A 17,962-nucleotide genomic window follows, 5' to 3' on the forward strand; every position below is an offset into this window, starting at 1 on the left:
GATCAACGGTCGGAACCTCGTGCCGCCAGGGTGATCACTGCGGTCCTGGACCGCGCTTTGTATGACAGCACGTTTCGAAGGACCTGATGATGGTGGTACGAGTCGGCCTCGTCGACTTGATCTCGATGTCGCCGGACAGCATGACGCGGCGGGTGTTCCTGGCTGCGGTCGCAGGCTCGGAAGCCCGCACCGATCCCCCGGCCGGTCTCGCATCCGGCATGGGGACAACAGCTTTCGCCGACCCCGAGGTGAAGGTTCTCGCCGACCCCGAGGCAACGGTTTTCACCGACCGCGAGAAAACGCCCTTTGCCACGCCCTCGGGTTCCGCCTATCTCGAGGCCGGCTCCGCCGGGGCCGCGACAGCAGTCCGCACCGATGTCCCCTCGATCGCTTCCGCAGACGTGTCGACGGCCAGTTTCTCCGAGGCCGGCGCCTCGGCCGCCCGATTCCCCGAAGTCGAGACGACAGTATTCGGCATCGACCCGAGCACCCCCACCGACGAGATCGACTGGCCGGCCCTGACCGCCATGGACGCCCTGATCGTCAGCGGCAGCGAACCGCTCGGCACCACCATCGGCACCGAACCGAGTCTGCGCATCATCGCCCGCATTCTCCAGGAGTGCTCCGCCGCGACCTCACTGCTCTTCTCCTGCCAGTCCGCCCACGCGGCACTGCATCTGCTGTACGGCTTGGAGCGCCACCGCCTTCCCCACCGCCGCCACGGGCTCTTCGCGCATACGGTGGAATCCGGCCGCGCCGGCGCGCGGGCCGTCGCCGAGCCGCCTCTTGTCCTTGCCGACAGTGTTCTCGCGGACAGCGAATCGGTGCACCCGCTCAACGCTTTCGACCCCACCGCCACCGATGTGGGCGCACGCCTCACCACGGGCATGTCCGGACCGATCCTGGTCCCCCATTCCCGCTGGAACGAAATGACTTCCGCAGATCTCCGCGCCGCGGGCGTCCCCATCCTGCTGGACTCCCCCGAGGCCCAATGGCAGCTGGCGACCTCACCCGATGGTCTCCGCCACGTCTTCCTCCAGGGCCACCCGGAGTACTTCGCCGACACGATGGCCCGCGAATACCGCCGCGACCTCCGCCGCTGGCTGGCCGACCCGACCCGCCCCTTCCCTCGGATCCCCGTCGGCTACTTCCCCGCCGCCACCCACGCCGAGTTGGTCCGGCACGCCGAACTCGTTCGCACCCAACGCGACCCAGCCCTCCTCGACAACTTCCCGCTGCCATCGGGCTACGCCGACACGGCTCGAGACTGGTCCGCCCATTCCCGCCAGTTCTTCGCCAACTGGCTCCAGGCAGTCTACGAGCAGTGCAACCCCGACGAGCTCCTCGCCGCCTGACCGCCCCTCACATCTGAAACAGCGCCGACCGGGAACTGGTGGCGGCGGCTTCTCGACCGATGCCGCCACCAATTCCCGGTGATCACTCGTCCAGTCCGAGTGCCCGGGATGTCGCGACTCGACCGCGTTTCGCGCGGATCCGAGTGTGGTGGCGGGGCCGACGCGCAATAGGCTGTGCCCCATGGCCTCGGACCGTTTGTATTTTCGCCAGTTGCTCTCCGGCCGCGACTGGGCCGTCGGCGATCCCATCGCCACGCAGATGCGCAACTTCGCCTACCTGATCGGCGACCGCGAAACCGGCGAATGCGTGGTCGTGGACCCGGCCTACGAGGCCGCCCAACTCGTCGACGTCGCCGAGGCCGACGGCATGCGCCTCACCGGCGTCCTGGCCACCCACCACCACCCCGACCACGTCGGCGGCACCATGCTCGGCTTCACCCTCCGCGGCGTCAAGGAACTCCTCGAGAAAACCGACGTAGCAGTCCACGTCAACACCGAGGAACTCCCCTGGGTAGCCAACGTCACCGGCATCGCCCCCAGCGAACTCACCGGCCACTCCCACGGCGACAAGGTCCCGGTAGGCACCTTCGAAATAGAACTCCTCCACACCCCCGGCCACACCCCCGGCTCCCAGTGCTTCTTATTCGAAAACCGCCTGATCGCCGGCGACACCCTCTTCGTAGACGGCTGCGGCCGCACCGACTTCCCCGGCGGCGACTCCGACGCCATGTTCCGCAGCCTCCGCTACCTGGCCGACCTGAAGAGTGACCCCGTCGTCTACCCCGGCCACTGGTACTCCGAAGAACCCAGCGCCACCCTCTCCCACATCCGCGACCACAACTACGTCATGCGCCCCAAAACCCTCGACCAATGGCGCATGTTCATGCCGAGCTGAGCACTCGCGGGGGACCGGGCGGCCCGCTCCCGTGAAACAGACGCGTTGCGCACCTTGCGGCCCAACGCGATCGCAGCTCGGCTAGCTCGCTACCTCGAGGGGTGCGCCGCCCACTCCACCAAATGTAAACGCGCCCGCCCCGAATTCTCTCGGGGCGGGCGCTTTTCGGTATTCCGAGATCAGGCGAGGGTGCGCATCCAGTTGTGGGTGTCGGCGAAGGTGCCGCGTTGGATGCCGGTGAGGGTTTCGCGGAGGGCCATGGTGACTTCGCCGGGTTCGCCGCCGCCGATGGTGAATTCGCCGTCGGCGGAGTTGACGGAGCCGACCGGGATGACGACGGCGGCGGTGCCACAGCCGAAAACCTCGGTGATTTCACCGGATTCGACGCCCTTGCGCCATTCCTCGACGGAGATCTTGCGCTCTTCGACGGGGTAGCCGGCGTCGGCGGCGAGGGTGATGAGGGAGTCGCGGGTGATGCCGGGGAGGAGGGAGCCGGATAGTTCGGGGGTGACCAGGCGGGCGTCGGAGCCGGAGCCGAAGACGAAGAACAGGTTGTTGGTGCCCATTTCCTCGACGTAGGCGTGGTCGCAGGCGTCGAGCCAGACGACCTGGTCGCAGCCCTTTTCGGCGGCTTGCTGCTGGGCGAGGAGGGAGGCGGCGTAGTTGCCGGCCACCTTGGCTTCGCCGGTGCCGCCGGGGGCGGCGCGAACGTATTCGGTGGAGAGCCAGACGCGGACGGGCTTGAGGCCGCCGGAGAAGTAGGCGCCGGCGGGGGAACCGAGCAGCAGGTACTTGTAGGCGTTGGCGGGCTTCACGCCGAGGCCGGACTCGGTGGAGAACATGAACGGGCGCAGGTAGAGCGACTCCTCGCCGCCGGCCTGCGGGACCCAGTCCGCGTCCGCCTCGAGCAGTTGGCGGATGGATTCGATGAACAGCTCGTCCGGGAGCTCGGCCATGGCCATGCGGGCGGCGGAGCGGCGGAAGCGGGCGGCGTTGGCGTCGACGCGGAAGGTGGCGATGCTGCCGTCGGACTGGCGGTAGGCCTTGAGGCCCTCGAAGATGGCCTGGCCGTAGTGGAAGACCATGGTCGCGGGATCCATGGACAGCGGGCCGTAGGGCTCGACGCGGGGGTTGATCCACTCGCCGTCGACGTAGTCGATCGACACCATGTGGTCGGTGAAGAACCGCCCGAACCCGGGCTCCGCGAGAATCTCCTGCCGCCGGTCCACGGGGACGGGTGCGGGGTGCGGGGTGCGCGTGAACTGGGCGGCAACTGTCATGTTCGGGAGTCTAATTCGCCCGGCTCGACACGCCCTTGCCGCCTACCCAACTTTCTCGGGTCGAATCGCACATCGGTGCGGTTTTCTGGCAGGAGAGACCAGGAAAGCCGGGCCAGCTTGCCGCCTATAGCGCAACCTGCCGGCCAGGACGCTCGAACCGGCGAAGAGGACGAACCCGGTGGCTTCGGATCGGGTGCGCTTCAGGCCGCCGGTCGTGGGCCGCTCCTGCTCGCCAGCAGGGATGACGGCGGGTTGAGGGCGACCGGTCCCGCGCGGCTCATACCCGGCGCGGCAGCCAATTCATGCCCGGCTCGGTAGCCAGGTCATACCCGGCTCGGCAGCCAGCGTTCTTCGTAGCCGAGGCGGCGAGCCAGGCCGGCCAGTCCGCCGAGCACCACCCGCTGCACCGGAGCGGGGATACCGGCCAGGTAGCCGTCCTGGTAGTCCCACAGCAGCGCGAGGGCCAGCGGGTTGCGGGGCGTGCCCCCGCGCGTGGTGCGACCGGCGGCGTCGAGGGCCTGCCAGAGCCGGAACATCTCCCAGTGCCGCAGGGGCGGGCGGATTTCATGGTCGATGACGGTGTCGGGCAATTCGCTCGCGAACCGGTGCACCGTACCGGCTGGCGCAAAGTGCGAATCACCCTCCTCAGCAACGATTTCCGATCCATTGATCCGGAATCGCAGCCGCCCTTGCCGCACCGTCCACCGCTCGGTCAGCACCGGATGCCAGTGCGGTCCGGCCTGCCGCCCGGGTTCCGGCAGGAGATGCCGCAGCCGCAGGTACGGCCCGCGCTCGTCGGATCCGCGCTCGACCAGCGTCACCTGGTGACCATTGCGGAAGGTGAGAGTTTCCATATCCCAGATATAAAGGTAACCTTCATATCGTGTCAACAGTCGATCCCAGCCTTCTGAAACTGCTCGTGCAGGTAACCCACGCGTTCGAGCAGGAGCTGAACCACGAGCTACGCCTGGAGCTGGACGAGAGCCTCCGGCCCGCCCACTACGCGGTGTTCCGGCACCTGGCCCCGGAGGGATCGCGCGTCACGGCACTGGCCGAGTCCGCCGGCATGACCCAGCAGTCGATGGGCGAGCTGGTGACACACCTGGAGAACTGCGGTTACGTAGAACGCCGCGTCGACCCGGAGGATCGGCGCGCCCGGCTGGTGGTCGCCACCGAATCCGGGCACGCCGCACTGACTTTCGCCGCGCGGCAAATCAAGTCCATCGAGGACGGACTGCGCGCGGAGCTGGGCGAGGACGGCATCGCGGAACTGCGGCGCCTGCTGAGCAGGTCGCAATCCGCCCTCGCACAGCGGGTTTCGAACCGTTCGTGAACGGTCAGGCGGTGCGCGCCTCCACGAACGGCGGCCGCACGACCTCGCAGCGCAACCGACGACCGCGCACATCGACCTCCACCTCGTCACCGGGCGCGATCCCGGACGCGGTATCGATCAGAGCCAGTGCGATACCGATCTTGAGCGTGGGAGAGAAAGTCCCGGAAGTGGTTTCACCAACCTGTTCGCCCCCGCGCAACACGGCCTGCCCCTGCCGCAGCACGCCGCGATCCTTGGCCTTCAGCCCGAGCAGCAGCCGCCGCGGCCCCTCCGCCTTCTCCTTCTCCAGCGCGTCCTTCCCCCAGAACTCCGCCTTCTTCCAGCCGACCGCCCACCCACAGCGCGCCTGCACCGGCGAAATATCCACGGACAGTTCATGTCCGTGCAACGGATACCCCATCTCGGTGCGCAGCGTATCGCGCGCCCCCAGCCCCGCCGGCTGCCCACCGGCCGCCTGCACCTGCGCCACCAGCGCCCGGAACACGGCCTCCGCGTCCTCCCACCGCGGCAGCAACTCATACCCGTGCTCACCCGTATACCCGGTGCGGCACACCCGAACCGGCCGCCCCTCCCATTCGGCATCGGCGTAAGCCATGTACTCCATATCGGTCGGCAAACCCAGCGCCGCAAGCACTTCCGCCGACTTCGGCCCCTGCACCGCGAACACCGCATAACTCCGATGCTCGTCGGTGACGGTCACCCCCTCCGGCGCCACCTGCTGCAGCTCTGCCACCACGGTCGCGGTATTCGCCGCATTCGGCACCAGGAAGACCTCGTCATCGCTCACGTAGTAGGCGATCAAATCATCGATCACCCCACCCTCGGGCGTGCAGCACAAGGTGTACTGCGCCTTCCCCGGCCGAATCCGATTCAAATCATTGGTCAACGCCGAGTTCACGAACTCCGCCGCACCGGCCCCCTTCACGGTGGCCTTGCCGAGGTGACTCACATCGAACACACCCACCGTGGTCCGCACGGCCGTGTGCTCACCCACCGTCCCCGCATAGGAAACAGGCATCTCCCACCCACCGAAGGGGGCAAAAGTAGCGCCGAGCTCGACATGGACAGCGTGGATAGGGCCTTGCAGCAGCTTCTCGTCGGTCACCCCAGGGAGCTTATCGGTCGACCCGATTGCGTGTGATTCGCCCGACCGGATTCGACGGCCCGATCCGAGCGGAACCTTCACGACCTGACCTGCGTCGATAGTGATGGCAGACAGCTATCAAGGTCATGATCTGCGATAGAGTCTGCGGAAAGTTAGCTGACCGCACATCCGGGGAGGGAGATTCCACGATGTACGTCGATATCGAACTCCTGCACCGGCTGGAAAAAGCATGGCTGGAGACCTCCCGCGAGATCAAGACCGTGCCCAGGGAAGGCATCGCCGACTTGGAAGGCGAAATGCCGGGGTCCCTGTCCGAGGCGGCTCTGCGCGATATGGGCACCGACGTCTACGAGGCGTACCTGGAAGTCGCCTATCACTTCGACAGCCTCGGAAAGCTGACGCGCGGCGCCAACGACACCTATCAGGTCACCGACCAGCAATGGGCCGAACAGCTGGCCAAAATGGGGCGGCGATGACGTACACGGTCGGCGCGGTACGCCGCTGGCGCCCGGAATCACTGTCGGATCGCGCCGCAATCCTCGCCAAGGGCGCCGACCACACGGTCCAGACCCTGGACGCGGCCTGGCGCGAAGCCGACCAGATCGCCGCGGGTGGCTGGACCGGCGCGGCCGGCACCCAGGCGTATCAGCGAATCGAACGCGAGCACCGAATGGGCATGCGCATCGTGGGCGCGGTCCGAGACCTGGTGAATGCACTCGAGAGCGCGGCAGGCCAGCTGCGGTCCGTCCGCGATCACGCGATCGGCGCAGTCGATACAGCGATCGGCGACGGCTTCACTGTCGGCGACGACTGGCAGGTCGGACCAACCCCGGACGGCAAGGACGAGGAACGACGCAGCTATCACATCGCGCAGATCTCCGGCGCGCTCCGGCAGTTGACCGATGTGGACCGAGCGGTGTCCGTCTTGCTGGACGCCAAGACCGACGAGATCCGCGCGTCGAAAGACGATGCGGCCTCGGGACGCGAGTACACACCACCATCCACCACAGCACAGATGTCCGCCGACGAAGTCCAAGCGTTGATCAATGACCCGCGATTCCGGGAATGGGTCGAGCATCATCCCGATGCTGCCAAGACGCTGCTCGACAGCGCCGTAGATTCCGGCAAGCTCGACCCGACCAAGAAGTTCTACAAGACGTTCCTCCAGCATTACTGGCAACGAGAGGCGTTGGAGCAGGCCGGAATCGACCCGGCCACATGGCGGCCGGAATTGGGCGCGGAGGCCAACAAGGACACCATCGTCAAGGTCTATCAGTACTATGGCCGCCTGTTCCTGGACCACCCCGAGCTCCAGTGGGCCGGCATGGCGAACATGATCGGCCCCTCGTTCGCGGGTGGGTTCTTCGATCTCGATATGCTGAAAGACGCTGCTCGCGAGGCGAATTGGCCGACTCCGGGCGAGAATCCGCTCGGTCATCTCACCGCCGAGGAGATCCGCTTCTACGAAACCACTCTGCTCGGGATGCAGAAGAACATCTTCAACGATCAGGCTGCCATGCACGAGGCCTACCTCACGGGCGGCATGGCCGAAATCGAACGGATGTCGGACGCCGGACTACTGGATCCCCGTGCGGAGAAGGCTTGGCAGAATATTCACGACGGATACGTCCGAGACGATTCGGCGCTGATCGCGCTGGGCAACAAGGATCTGCTGTGGCGTGAACAGTGGCAGATCATCGCCGATGACTACGACGTAATGCGTGAACGCCCGAATACCGGCGGATTCGTGACCTGGGGCATGACGACAGTCGGCGCTCCGTCGATACCCGGAGCCCACACGTTCCCCGATGAGTTTCCCCGGACGATCGACCTGCCCGGCCCGATCCCCGGGGAAGTCGTGACCCCATTCCCGGACGGAAACATCTCCTACCGCGACCAGAGATGGGCGCTGATCGAGCAGGACACCCTTCCGGCATACCAGCGACTGCTGACCGAGGATCCGGCTCGAGCACGCGAAATCATCGCCTCCGACTTCGGGACTCGGATGGACGACCAGCGACTGGCGAACCGATGGGACGAAATCTTGACCCACTTCAATTGGCATTGGGGATACCGCCCATGACCTTTTCCGCCACCCTCACCCGCTCGATAGCCGCTGCGGCGATGCTTTTCCTCACCGCCACTGCGTGTTCCACCCCTTCCAGCAAGGAGGAGCCGATGCCGCCGAGCTCGGAGTTCTCACAACTGACCGATGCCGGGGTCGCACAGATCAAAAGAACCCGTCACGCACGATTCGACTTGCGCAACCATGAACTCACCAAGGCAGCAGTCGGTCTCGAAGGCCAGGACCGCGGTCCGATCATCGGCGGCGCCGACCAGCCCATGATCAGCCTCGAACTCCTGGGTCCGGATCAAGCCGAGACAGTTGAGACGAGCACGATCATGTTCCTCTCTCCGAGCGCCGACAAACCCTACGCCGGCATCGTCTACTGGCGATCGTTCGAAACTCCGCAGGAGTGCCTGGAGGAATTGCGCGACGACATCACTCGTTGGGGGCTCAATGCCAAGCGCGTCGACATGTGGGAGGAAAACAGCCAAGGCGAGTCCGATTATCAGCAGGTCGTATCCATGGGTGTCGGTCGAAGCGGTCTCGTCATCAGCGTCGAGGCATACCTGAAGCGCGGGAAGCCCCTGCTGAAATACGACATCTACTTGGAGCCCGAGTACTACACACCCGAGGTCCAGCAAACCATCCGAGCAACCGGCTTCTCGAAGTAGCAAGGCCGACAACGCGATGCCCGAGCCAACGTGGGCCAGCTTCGAACCGATACCTCCGTGCACCGAGAAGCCCTCGAAGCCAGCACGATTCACGGATGAGCAGCGATTCTGGGTCGCATCGACGTGGAGTGTCCCGGCGCTGTTGCTCCTGGAAACGCTCGTCTTCTGGCGAATCGCGGCGTCGATCGACGTGGACGAACACTGGCTGCCACTTCGCCCCTTCATGCTCACCGCGGCAATCAGTGCGGCGCTGGCAGCGGTCCTACTCTGGCGAACCAGAGGAACATGGCGCGCCCTGGCGTGGGCAATGGCCGCGACCAGCGGAGTGTGGACTGCGGGCGTCGTGTTCTATCTGCTCGTACTCGGCGGCGTCGGGATCACATGGTGATGTCTGCCGAAGGTGAGACGAGTCGGCTCGGGCGAGGTCCCTGGTTCGGGCGGCAATCGTTCATGTGGGCGGCCGTCGGCGGATTCGTGAACGTGGTCCTACCGATCACGCTCCATCTGTTCTTCTTGTTCTTCCTGTTCCTCGGCCCATTGCTGTATGCAGTCGAACTCCTTGTCGTGGCCGTTCTTTGGGCAATTGGCGGGCGAGCACGTCAAGCAGGAACCGGCATCGCTATCTCGACTGCCGGGGCGCTGGTAACCCTCGTCGTGGTCGGCGTTCTGGTCTCAACCACCGGTCGCTAGTTGTAATCGGGCGCAGCGACGAGGGCTGATGCGGGCTGAGCCGTCGCTGTTCGGTCGAGGTGCGCGAGGAAGCGCTGCTCATCGAGGACTTCGATCCGTTGGCCTCGGGTTTGGAGCTCGGCGGCGCGACGGGCCTTGGTGGTAGTGAAGGCGGTGGGATCGTGGCCGGTGAAGCCGTCACCGATTACCAGGCATGTGGTGCGGCGGGTGACGTTTTTCGCAGGGGTAGCACCGTGAGCCGCGATGGCGTTCCACGCTTCCTGGCGAGTAAGGGAGGCGAGTTCGCCTGTGAAGACAACGGTTTGGTTGTAGAGCGGGTGGGTCGGGTCCGCGCCGGTCACCTCAGGGGCGATCAATTCCTCACGGGGGAAGAAGGATCGGCGTGGGCGGCGGTTCGGCCGGTGTGCGCGGTAGGGCCGGTCTACACCTGATTGCTCGAGCTCGGCCAGGGAATTCACCCCGGCTCGGGCTGCGAGAGCCAGCACGATGTCGGCTGCCGCGGCAGCGTCGGCGGCCGCATTGTGGTGGGTGAGCAACTCGATGCCGAGGGCGTCTGCGACGTTCGGAAGTCGATAGCTCTCGAGGTCGAGATGCCGCCGCGAGATATACAGGCTGCAGCTGAATTCCCAGGCGGGAACTTCGATTCCGCTGTGGGTGCACGCTTCTCGGATGGCACCGCTGTCGAATCCCGCGTTGTGTGCGACCAGCGGCAGCTCAGCGACCACACTCCGAATCTCCGGCCAACGCTGCGCGAACCCGGGTTCGTCCGCGACCGCGGCAGAGGAAATGCCGTGTATGCGAACATTGCGGCGCGCGAAGAAGTCCACAGCTGCGGGTGGGCGACACAGCCAGGAATGGGTCTCCAACCGCACACCCTCACGAACCACCGTGACACCCACGGCGCAAATGCTGCCGCGAGCGGAGTTGGCGGTCTCGACATCGATGGCGGCGAACGACAGGCCCGCCATGGTCACCGAACCGTCAGAGGCAGGGGGCGTGCGACGGGACCGCCGTGATCGATGAGGAACGACCGTGCGAGGCGCAAGGATTCAAGAGAGGACCAGGCTTCGGCCAGATCCGCGATGCCCCGCGCCAAGAGCAGTGCCGGTCGAACTTCGTCGCTGACATCATGTACCGGCTGTCTCGCATCGGAAGGGTGCACGAACTCCGGCCATTGCGGACGAATCAGTTTGTTCGCGACCGTGGACTGATGGGCGGTGAACAACTCGTCGATCTCGGCCACCTCTGCTTGCAAGGTACGCACGGTCGCGTCAACGTCGACAATGCCCGAAACCGAGATCCCCTCCGGCACTGTGATTTCACCATCACAGCGAACAATCCGATGCCCGGCAACCAGCGTGGTGATCGCCTCCGATTCGTCCCGTTCGAGCACCCACGCGCCGGACAACCGCGAAAGGCCAATGGCCTGCCCGACATTCACATGCCAGACGACAAGGCGGCTGCCCACCTCGTTCAGCACGACCACCAGTGAGAGAACAGTCGCTGCGGGGGTGCTCATCAAGCTCCGTTCGATAGCGGACGGTGTGCAACCAGACACGGTAGAGCATGGCACCGACAGGCTCGCACGCAACGCCATATGAGCAGGTCATGAATGAAATGCCCACTGCGGGAGCATGATTAGACTTGACGGTCTGATTCTGGGGGAATCAGACACAACAGGGATTCGGATCGAGGTGACTCGGATTGCATCCGGCAGACGCGGTGACCAGACCGTCAGAACGCACGATCCGAGGTATCCCTTTCGAACTCCCCGTCGCCTCCCAGGTTGATAAGGTCACGCAGCGAGACTTGGTGTCTCCCTGTTGTTCCCGCGTGAAAGTGACATCATTGAGCGTCGAGTCCTTCGAGATCGAGAAACCGTTCCTCCTGGATCTGCTGAATCAGGCCCGGGATGGCCGAATTCAACTGCCGGAGTTCCAGCGTGGCTGGGTGTGGCCGGAACCGAACATTCGTGGCCTCCTGAGTTCCATCTCGCTGGGCTTTCCGGTCGGGACCTTGATGATGCTGCGCGCCGGTGGTGAGACACGGTTCAAGCAGCGCCCGCTCGAGGGCGTCGAACTACCGGCAACGGTATCGGCAGAGCGGTTGTTGCTCGATGGCCAGCAGCGACTCACTTCGATGTATCAAGCCCTCATGCTGGACCGGCCCATTCTCACCCTCGACGAGAAGAAGAAGCCCATCGAGGGCTGGTTCTACGTGGATATGCGAGCCGCATTGGACGACGGCACCGACCGGGAAGAAGCGTTTCGCTTCGTCCCCACCGACCGGCGAGTGACCTCCAATTTCGGCCGCACCGTGGACATCGATCTTTCCACGCTCGACGGAGAGTGCCGAGCGGCATGGTTCCCGATGACCCGCGCATTCGACGCCGATGATTGGGCAGAGCATTTCCGCGAGTTGCACAACTACTCCCCCGAAGCGCGCGAACTGTGGCGCAACTTCAATCGCCAGATCCTCAAGCGGTTCGAGCAGTATCTGATCCCGGTGCTGGACCTGGCCGCAGCCACACCACGGGAAGCGGTGTGCCAAGTCTTCGAGAAGGTCAATACCGGCGGTGTCACGCTGACGGTGTTCGAACTGCTCACCGCCACCTATGCGGCCGACGAATTCGATCTGCGGAAGGATTGGGAACGCTGCCGCGAGACCTGGGGAGACGGCAAGTACCGGGTGCTGGAGCAGGTATCGGAAACCGACTTCCTACAGGCTGTCACCCTGCTGGCGACATTTCGCCGCCGCGAGACCGCCGGACTCGTCGATCCGAACAGCGGGCCTCGCGTGGGCTGCCGCCGCGCCGACATCCTGCGGCTACCGCTCGATGAGTATCGGATCTACAGCAAGCAGATTGTGGAGGGTCTGCTGGCTGCCGCGAAATTCCTGCACGAGCAGCACATCTTCGATACCCGATTCGTTCCGTACGGTACGCAGTTGATTCCGCTGGCCGCGATCCTGAGCGTGCTGGGTTCGGAGTGGAACGCGCACTCCGCCCGGCAGAAGGTGGCACGCTGGTTCTGGTCCGGCGTCTTTGGCGAACTGTACGGCTCGACGACCGAAACCCGTTTTGCCCGTGATCTTCCCGATGTCGTCGACTGGGCACTGTGCGTAACCGATGCCGAACCCCGCACGGTCGTCGACGCCCAGTTCACCGCGGGACGGCTACGCGCCCTGCGGAGTCGGAACAGTGCCGCTTACAAGGGCATCTACGCGTTGCTGCTGCGGACGGGCGCACGGGACTGGCTCAGTGGGAATTCGATCAATGGCGCGACCTACTTCGACGAGGCCGTGGATATCCACCATGTCTTCCCGAAGGCCTGGTGCGCCCGGCAGGGCATCGACCGCACCGTGGGCGATTCGATCCTCAACAAGACTCCGCTGTCTGCCTACACCAACCGCTCGATCGGCGGCGCGGCGCCATCCAGCTACCTGTCCACTCTGGCCAAGAACGGCGGGGTCGACAAGCAGAGTCTGCATACGCATGTCGAGTCCCATCTGATCGATCCGGAAACCCTGCGCCGCGATGATTTTCAGCGGTTCATCGGTGAGCGCGAAAAGGCGTTGATGGCGCTCGTCACCGAGGCCATGAGCGGAACCGGGACACCGCAGTCATCGCCGGCACCCGGGATGCCGGGCACACAGCCCGCACAAACGCCGCGATCCGCACCGGCCACCGCGAGGGTCAACGCCGCACAGGGGCGTCGCCGCCCCTGGACACCGGCGGATGCGGTTCTGGCAGAAGAGGTGTGGGACCTGTTGACCGCACGGGCGCGGGGGCTGTTCTCGATTCTGATCGACAATCCGGGCCGTCAGTACTCCGGCGCTGAACTGGCCGAGCTATTGAACCTGCCGAACAGTCAATCGACAGCCGCCGTGCTGAGCCGGCCTGGAACGCTGTGCGCCGAGGTGCAGCGCCACTACATGTGGTCCTGGGAGTACCTGGGCGATGGCAAATGCTACTACTGGATGGATGACGAGAAGGCCGCGCTGTTCCGAAAGGCGCGTGGCTGAGCGCACTTCGAAGGTTCCGGCGGAACCGGTGCGAGCGCCGAGTGTTCGCCGGCCGACCTATTCGAAGACAACCCCCGCCCGCCGCGCCGCCGAGGTGACGATCTCCGTCACCTCGGCGAGGAGCCGGCCGGAAGCAACGTAGGTTTCGAACACCTCACCGTCGATGGTGCGCGCACGCTTGGTCACCGATCCGCTCCCGGAGATCGCGTACGCGCGAATCCATGCTTCGCGCGCATCCTTCGTGAGCAGCTGGGAGGTCAGTTCGAGCAGCGGCGTGGCGACGACATTGGCGATCTGATCGATGAGAACGTGCTGTTCGCTCGGATTCGGCGTGCCGCCCACCCAGCGGGCGGGCTGCTGGAGTAGCCCGTAGATCCGGTGCTGGAGCCCTTCGCGCAGATCGGCGACCGGCTGCAGGTGCTCGTAGTGGTCGTCCATCGCGAATGCGAAGCGCCGGGTCAGCGCCTTGACCTGACTCCAGTGCGCGGGCGACACGCCTTCCTCAAAATCCAGCGACAGCATGGCCTTCCACATCGCCTGGAAGTCCGAGGTGGCCGCGGTGATGCCGTCCACGAGTTGAACGGTGCGATAGACCGGCCGTCCCTCGCCGGTGTCGTCTGCCAGGTCGGGGTGCGCGATCAACTCCAGCAGCGCATTGAGCTGCTGAATGGATCGTTTACCGGCTTTCTTGTCGCTGAGCTGCTTGTCGATTCCACCGACGAAATAGGCCGCACGATCCAATCGCTGCCGTAGGACTCGTTCGGCGGCTTCCAACGCCTGGTCACCGTGCTGCGCTTCGGCACGGAACAGGGCGAGCACATTGGCGACCGATTCGCGGACGTGCTCCTCGCGGGCACTGAAGGTATCGAGATTGTCACCCCTGACCTGGTCGAAATGCGTGAAGAGGAAGTGAAGTTTCGCGGCGTGCCCGGACATCGCGATGCTCTTCAGCGCGGCAACGGCGGCGGCTTGCATCGGTTGTTCCGCATTGTCCACGAGCAGCACCGCGTCCACCTCATCGAGTCGGCGTGCGACGTGCGTGGACAAGGTGGCCGCGGATTTGGCGGTGTGGCCGAGCCCCTCACCGTCGATCAAAACCAGCTTCGGTCGCGTGGTCGCCCAGCCGGGTACGAAGGGACCGCTGACGCGCACCGCGTTCACGAGTGGCGTCAGCAAGCGACCGAACAACTTGGCATTGTTGCTGGAAAATCGCGATACCACGGTGAGAAAGTGGCGGCGGTCGTCGCTGCTCCAGGACCAGCTGATCGGCCAGCCATCGACATCGCAATGCAGATCACCGACTTCCAGCGCATCGAAACGCTTTTCCATTTCGGCCAGCAGTCGATCGACGATGTCATGGAACTCCGGGTACTCGCGCAGGTCGGCGTCGGCGTTCAACTCGACGAATCGCTGGAGGTCGGCGTCATCGACAGGGGAACGCGCCTCGGTGGCATACCGATTCATCAGCGCCCGGATTGCGCTCACCGCGCCGGTGAGCGCGTGGGCGGTGCTTTCTGAGTCGACGTCGCCGTATTCGGCGGGATCCGGTTCGCTGTCCTCGGGCCCATCGTCATCGTCATCGATGTCGTCGGCCGCCGGATCGACGATCCGGCCGAGCACGTAGCTGAAGCGGAAGCGCTGGTTGACATGATCGAGCAGGGACCGCCCGATCTTCTCCACCGACTTGCCCTCGAATGCCGCCAGCGCGGCAGCCACCACATTCTCTTGTAGATGGGTTTCGATAACGGCGCGCGGTGCGAAAGTGATCGCCGTGCGAAAAACCGGCTGCTCGCTGACGATCAATTCCATATCCGCGACGGTGGTCTTGGCCGTGGACGTGGACGGAAATCGTTCGGTCCGGGGATGCGTTCCCAGCAGCTGCCGGACCACCGTCGTCTTTCCCGCACCCGTGGTCCCGAGCAGCAGCACGCGCTGGTAGCCGTCGTCGGCACCCGGGATGGGGAGGATCTCGTCGCGCAGGGCCGCGAACTCGGAGCCGATGTATTCGACGCCGGATTGAGCTGTCACTTTCACCTTCTGTGGCAGATCGATGGGTTACGGCCAAAGGCGACCTCTCGGATGGTCGCAGCGCCACTGCGAGTCGGGCAACTCCGTGAATCCGTCGCCGAATCGGTCAAGCGCTGGACAAGTTAGGCTTCCGCGATTGTCCTCGGGTGGGGAAAGGATTGTCAGTGGTGCATCAGATCAAACTGCGGCACGCGGCCGGCAATGGACCGAAGGCCATATTGATTCGGCGTATTGCCGTGATCTTGGCCGAAACTCCGTTTCAATCCGCCCAGCAGATCAGCCCGCGGCTGGGCGTCCCGGATGCGACGGCAATGGTGGTGCTACGACTCCTGCAGAGCGAGCCGGATCTGTTCGAAATCTGCGGGCCCGAACAGCCGCCGATCTGGGCCGTGCGAGTCGAGGCGGAAGCACAGGTCGAATCCTGGCGTGCGGCGGCGGACGACACCGGCGAGGATCGGCATGACGATCAGATACCGAGCGCGCCAGCGGACCCGAAGACCTGTTATGCCGGACCGTCGCTGCGCGCCTGGCAGTCCGAGGCGCTGTATGCCTGGATGGATCATGGGCGTCGTGGTCTGGTCGAGGCGGTGACCGGATCCGGTAAGACCACGGTCGGGGCTCGGGCAATCGCCATGGCTCTGGACGAGGGCCGCCCCGCGGTTGTCCTGGTGCCGGGCATCGACCTGCAGAATCAATGGTTCGAGCGCCTGCGCAGCGCATTGCCGTCCCACCGCATCGACCGGCTCGGCGGCAATGGCCCCGCCCGGCCGCCCGCCCACTGGGACGTCCTCGTCGCGACCGTCCAAACCGCCTCGCGCACCCCGATTCCCACGCCTGCGGGTGCACTGCTGGTGGCCGACGAGGTCCATCGCTACGGTGCGGGAACCTTCGCCCAAGCGCTGCTGGCTCAATATGAGTGGCGGCTCGGGCTCACCGCGACCTTGGAGCGCTCCGACAATGCGGTGGAGGAGATCCTGCTGCCGTACTTCGGCACACTGGTGCCCGGATGCGACTACGCCCGCGCCCAATCCGACGCCATCCTGGCCCCGGTCAAGGTCGCCCTGGTCGGCGTGCACTTCACCGCGCGCGAACGAGCGCGCTACGACCGCGCCGACGAAGTGGCCCGGAAAGCCCGAAACCTACTGGTGGAATGGTATGGCGCGCCGGAAGAACCGTTCGGCGAATTCATGAAGTACACCCAGCTGCTCGCCAAGGACGACGGCGGCGACGGCTCACGTCACGCCCAGCGTTTTCTGAAGTACTTCGCCGAGCGCCGCGAAGTACTGGCCGACTGCGCCGGGAAACTGGAATTGGTGCGATCGCTTCCGATCGCCGACTTGGCCGCGACACAGTCGATTGTCTTCACCGAACGGACGGGCACCGCCGAGACAGTGAGCGCGACCCTGCTGGAGTCGGGCCTGGCTTGCGGCTACGTCGGCTCGACCTTGAAGTCCGGAGAACGCGCCGAGGTGCTCGACGAGTTCAGAAGCGGCGCTCTGCGCGCGCTCGCCGCCCCACGGGTGCTGGACGAGGGGATCGATGTTCCTGATGCCCAGGTCGGCGTTGTGCTCGCAGCCAGCCGCACGCGGCGACAGATGATTCAGCGGATGGGCCGGGTGGTGCGTCCCAAATCCGATGGCAGGACGGCGATTTTCGTGATTGCGTACGTCTACGGAACCCCGGAGGATCCCGCGCTCGGCGCACATGAGGCGTTCCTGGAGGACCTCGAATTCATCGCCGATGAGCGGCGAACAGTCGATGCGGCAGAGCTGGGCCCGCTCCTGCGCTCGTGGTTGACATCGCCCCCTACGAGTCCTATGCCAGCCGCACCGAACCGTCCGGCAACTGTTGTGCCACAGCCGGATTCCCGTGCGGGCTTACCGACGCCACTGGAGATGATGGCGCGCATACCCACGCGCGTGATAGTGCCTCCCAGCCACCCCTCACCCCAGGACGATAACGCGCCTGCGCAGCAGCCGATCACGGATCCGCCCAGCAGCGAAGCAGCCGACCAAGCCGATCCGAGCGTTCCTCATAGCGCCGAAATCAGTGGGCCGGAATCCGATACGCCGCTGAGTGACCTCCTTCCCACACCGGTCGCGACCACCACGAACGCGGACGATGCGCCACCTGTGGTCGGTTCGACACCCGCTGCGCAAGCCCTCGAGCCCGCCGTCACCGAACCCACGACGAACTTGGCCCAGCTCGGAACGAAACTCGGTCTCGCTGACGCGTCCGCATTGTGGGCGCAGGCCAAGACAGCCCGCCCGTGGCTGGACCCGGAGTGGGAAGCGTCTCGGCTACTGTCGCTGGCGCGTTCCCGCGGTCGCGATGACTTGGAAGAACGAGCGGCGCTGCGCGTCGTGGTCGACTACGCCACCGAGTCACCCGATCCGATCGGCCAGTTCGCCGAGCTGACCCGCAGATTGGGCCTGATCGGCCCGAACCGCACGGAGTTGCTCGTGCTCGTCGCGACCATGCGCGGAGTGGATCCGGTGGATCTGCTGTAGTCAC

Annotated in this window: 16 protein-coding genes; 10 read left to right on the plus strand and 6 right to left on the minus strand. The window is 65.2% G+C overall.

Annotated features, from left to right (window positions below; all coding sequences use genetic code 11):
- The first annotated feature begins 86 nt into the window (after window positions 1-86).
- Window positions 87-1,355 (plus strand): homoserine O-acetyltransferase/O-succinyltransferase family protein, encoded by a 1,269-nt coding sequence (locus ACYQ5L_RS27090; RefSeq protein ID WP_459961081.1) that lies wholly within the window; start codon window positions 87-89, stop codon window positions 1,353-1,355.
- Between the two features lie 181 nt (window positions 1,356-1,536).
- Complete coding sequence (locus tag ACYQ5L_RS27095; protein ID WP_459961082.1) at window positions 1,537-2,250, plus strand: MBL fold metallo-hydrolase; 714 nt, start codon at window positions 1,537-1,539, stop codon at window positions 2,248-2,250.
- A gap of 179 nt (window positions 2,251-2,429) precedes the next feature.
- On the opposite strand, the gene ACYQ5L_RS27100 is transcribed toward ACYQ5L_RS27095, so the two are convergent.
- Both ACYQ5L_RS27100 and ACYQ5L_RS27105 read right to left on the minus strand, forming a co-directional pair.
- The gene (locus ACYQ5L_RS27100) at window positions 2,430-3,530 is read right to left on the minus strand and encodes a branched-chain amino acid aminotransferase (RefSeq protein ID WP_459961083.1); all 1,101 of its coding nucleotides are present in this window, start codon (window positions 3,528-3,530) and stop codon (window positions 2,430-2,432) included.
- A 323-nt stretch (window positions 3,531-3,853) separates the two neighbouring features.
- Window positions 3,854-4,384 (minus strand): cupin domain-containing protein, encoded by a 531-nt coding sequence (locus ACYQ5L_RS27105; protein ID WP_459961084.1) that lies wholly within the window; start codon window positions 4,382-4,384, stop codon window positions 3,854-3,856.
- A 29-nt stretch (window positions 4,385-4,413) separates the two neighbouring features.
- Between ACYQ5L_RS27105 and ACYQ5L_RS27110 the strand changes: the two genes are divergently transcribed.
- Window positions 4,414-4,863 (plus strand): MarR family winged helix-turn-helix transcriptional regulator, encoded by a 450-nt coding sequence (locus tag ACYQ5L_RS27110; RefSeq protein ID WP_459961085.1) that lies wholly within the window; start codon window positions 4,414-4,416, stop codon window positions 4,861-4,863.
- Between the two features lie 4 nt (window positions 4,864-4,867).
- On the opposite strand, the gene gcvT is transcribed toward ACYQ5L_RS27110, so the two are convergent.
- Window positions 4,868-5,968, minus strand: a complete 1,101-nt coding sequence (gcvT, locus tag ACYQ5L_RS27115; protein WP_459961086.1) for a glycine cleavage system aminomethyltransferase GcvT — start codon at window positions 5,966-5,968, stop codon at window positions 4,868-4,870.
- Between the two features lie 188 nt (window positions 5,969-6,156).
- Between gcvT and ACYQ5L_RS27120 the strand changes: the two genes are divergently transcribed.
- From ACYQ5L_RS27120 to ACYQ5L_RS27140, 5 genes are all read left to right on the plus strand, one after another.
- Window positions 6,157-6,444 (plus strand): hypothetical protein, encoded by a 288-nt coding sequence (locus tag ACYQ5L_RS27120; protein WP_459961087.1) that lies wholly within the window; start codon window positions 6,157-6,159, stop codon window positions 6,442-6,444.
- Complete coding sequence (locus tag ACYQ5L_RS27125) at window positions 6,441-8,051, plus strand: hypothetical protein (RefSeq protein ID WP_459961088.1); 1,611 nt, start codon at window positions 6,441-6,443, stop codon at window positions 8,049-8,051. Before ACYQ5L_RS27120 ends, ACYQ5L_RS27125 begins: the two co-directional genes overlap by 4 nt.
- Window positions 8,048-8,707 (plus strand): hypothetical protein, encoded by a 660-nt coding sequence (locus ACYQ5L_RS27130; RefSeq protein ID WP_459961089.1) that lies wholly within the window; start codon window positions 8,048-8,050, stop codon window positions 8,705-8,707. The genes ACYQ5L_RS27125 and ACYQ5L_RS27130 overlap by 4 nt, the downstream gene beginning before the upstream one ends.
- A 142-nt stretch (window positions 8,708-8,849) precedes the next feature.
- Window positions 8,850-9,095 (plus strand): hypothetical protein, encoded by a 246-nt coding sequence (locus ACYQ5L_RS27135; protein WP_459961090.1) that lies wholly within the window; start codon window positions 8,850-8,852, stop codon window positions 9,093-9,095.
- The gene (locus ACYQ5L_RS27140) at window positions 9,089-9,397 is read left to right on the plus strand and encodes a hypothetical protein (RefSeq protein WP_459961091.1); all 309 of its coding nucleotides are present in this window, start codon (window positions 9,089-9,091) and stop codon (window positions 9,395-9,397) included. Before ACYQ5L_RS27135 ends, ACYQ5L_RS27140 begins: the two co-directional genes overlap by 7 nt.
- Here ACYQ5L_RS27140 and ACYQ5L_RS27145 read toward each other — a convergent pair.
- Together ACYQ5L_RS27145 and ACYQ5L_RS27150 are read right to left on the minus strand one after the other, a co-directional pair.
- Window positions 9,394-10,365 (minus strand): exonuclease domain-containing protein, encoded by a 972-nt coding sequence (locus tag ACYQ5L_RS27145; protein ID WP_459961092.1) that lies wholly within the window; start codon window positions 10,363-10,365, stop codon window positions 9,394-9,396. The two genes, ACYQ5L_RS27140 and ACYQ5L_RS27145, sit on opposite strands and share 4 nt — an antisense overlap.
- Before the next feature lie 2 nt (window positions 10,366-10,367).
- Window positions 10,368-10,916 carry a hypothetical protein gene (locus ACYQ5L_RS27150; RefSeq protein WP_459961093.1) on the minus strand — a complete coding sequence of 183 codons (549 nt, stop codon included), beginning with the start codon at window positions 10,914-10,916 and terminating at the stop codon, window positions 10,368-10,370.
- Window positions 10,917-11,101: 185 nt separating this feature from the next.
- On the opposite strand from ACYQ5L_RS27150, the gene ACYQ5L_RS27155 reads away from it, so the two are divergent.
- Window positions 11,102-13,420 carry a GmrSD restriction endonuclease domain-containing protein gene (locus ACYQ5L_RS27155; RefSeq protein ID WP_459961094.1) on the plus strand — a complete coding sequence of 773 codons (2,319 nt, stop codon included), beginning with the start codon at window positions 11,102-11,104 and terminating at the stop codon, window positions 13,418-13,420.
- Between the two features lie 57 nt (window positions 13,421-13,477).
- On the opposite strand, the gene ACYQ5L_RS27160 is transcribed toward ACYQ5L_RS27155, so the two are convergent.
- Window positions 13,478-15,448 carry a P-loop NTPase family protein gene (locus tag ACYQ5L_RS27160; RefSeq protein ID WP_459961095.1) on the minus strand — a complete coding sequence of 657 codons (1,971 nt, stop codon included), beginning with the start codon at window positions 15,446-15,448 and terminating at the stop codon, window positions 13,478-13,480.
- Window positions 15,449-15,759: 311 nt separating this feature from the next.
- Here ACYQ5L_RS27160 and ACYQ5L_RS27165 point away from each other — a divergent pair, with 311 nt between their 5' ends.
- Window positions 15,760-17,958 (plus strand): DEAD/DEAH box helicase, encoded by a 2,199-nt coding sequence (locus ACYQ5L_RS27165; protein ID WP_459963560.1) that lies wholly within the window; start codon window positions 15,760-15,762, stop codon window positions 17,956-17,958.
- Window positions 17,959-17,962 lie beyond the last annotated feature (4 nt).

This window comes from Nocardia sp. IFM 10818, assembly GCF_054655275.1.

Coding starts and splice junctions, on each gene's coding strand:
- ACYQ5L_RS27090 (WP_459961081.1), top strand. CDS start 87: ATGATGGTGGTACGAGTCGGCCTCGTCGACTTGATCTCGATGTCGCCG.
- ACYQ5L_RS27095 (WP_459961082.1), top strand. CDS start 1,537: ATGGCCTCGGACCGTTTGTATTTTCGCCAGTTGCTCTCCGGCCGCGAC.
- ACYQ5L_RS27100 (WP_459961083.1), bottom strand. CDS start 3,530: ATGACAGTTGCCGCCCAGTTCACGCGCACCCCGCACCCCGCACCCGTC.
- ACYQ5L_RS27105 (WP_459961084.1), bottom strand. CDS start 4,384: ATGGAAACTCTCACCTTCCGCAATGGTCACCAGGTGACGCTGGTCGAG.
- ACYQ5L_RS27120 (WP_459961087.1), top strand. CDS start 6,157: ATGTACGTCGATATCGAACTCCTGCACCGGCTGGAAAAAGCATGGCTG.
- ACYQ5L_RS27125 (WP_459961088.1), top strand. CDS start 6,441: ATGACGTACACGGTCGGCGCGGTACGCCGCTGGCGCCCGGAATCACTG.
- ACYQ5L_RS27130 (WP_459961089.1), top strand. CDS start 8,048: ATGACCTTTTCCGCCACCCTCACCCGCTCGATAGCCGCTGCGGCGATG.
- ACYQ5L_RS27140 (WP_459961091.1), top strand. CDS start 9,089: ATGGTGATGTCTGCCGAAGGTGAGACGAGTCGGCTCGGGCGAGGTCCC.
- ACYQ5L_RS27145 (WP_459961092.1), bottom strand. CDS start 10,365: ATGGCGGGCCTGTCGTTCGCCGCCATCGATGTCGAGACCGCCAACTCC.
- ACYQ5L_RS27150 (WP_459961093.1), bottom strand. CDS start 10,916: ATGAGCACCCCCGCAGCGACTGTTCTCTCACTGGTGGTCGTGCTGAAC.
- ACYQ5L_RS27165 (WP_459963560.1), top strand. CDS start 15,760: ATGGTGGTGCTACGACTCCTGCAGAGCGAGCCGGATCTGTTCGAAATC.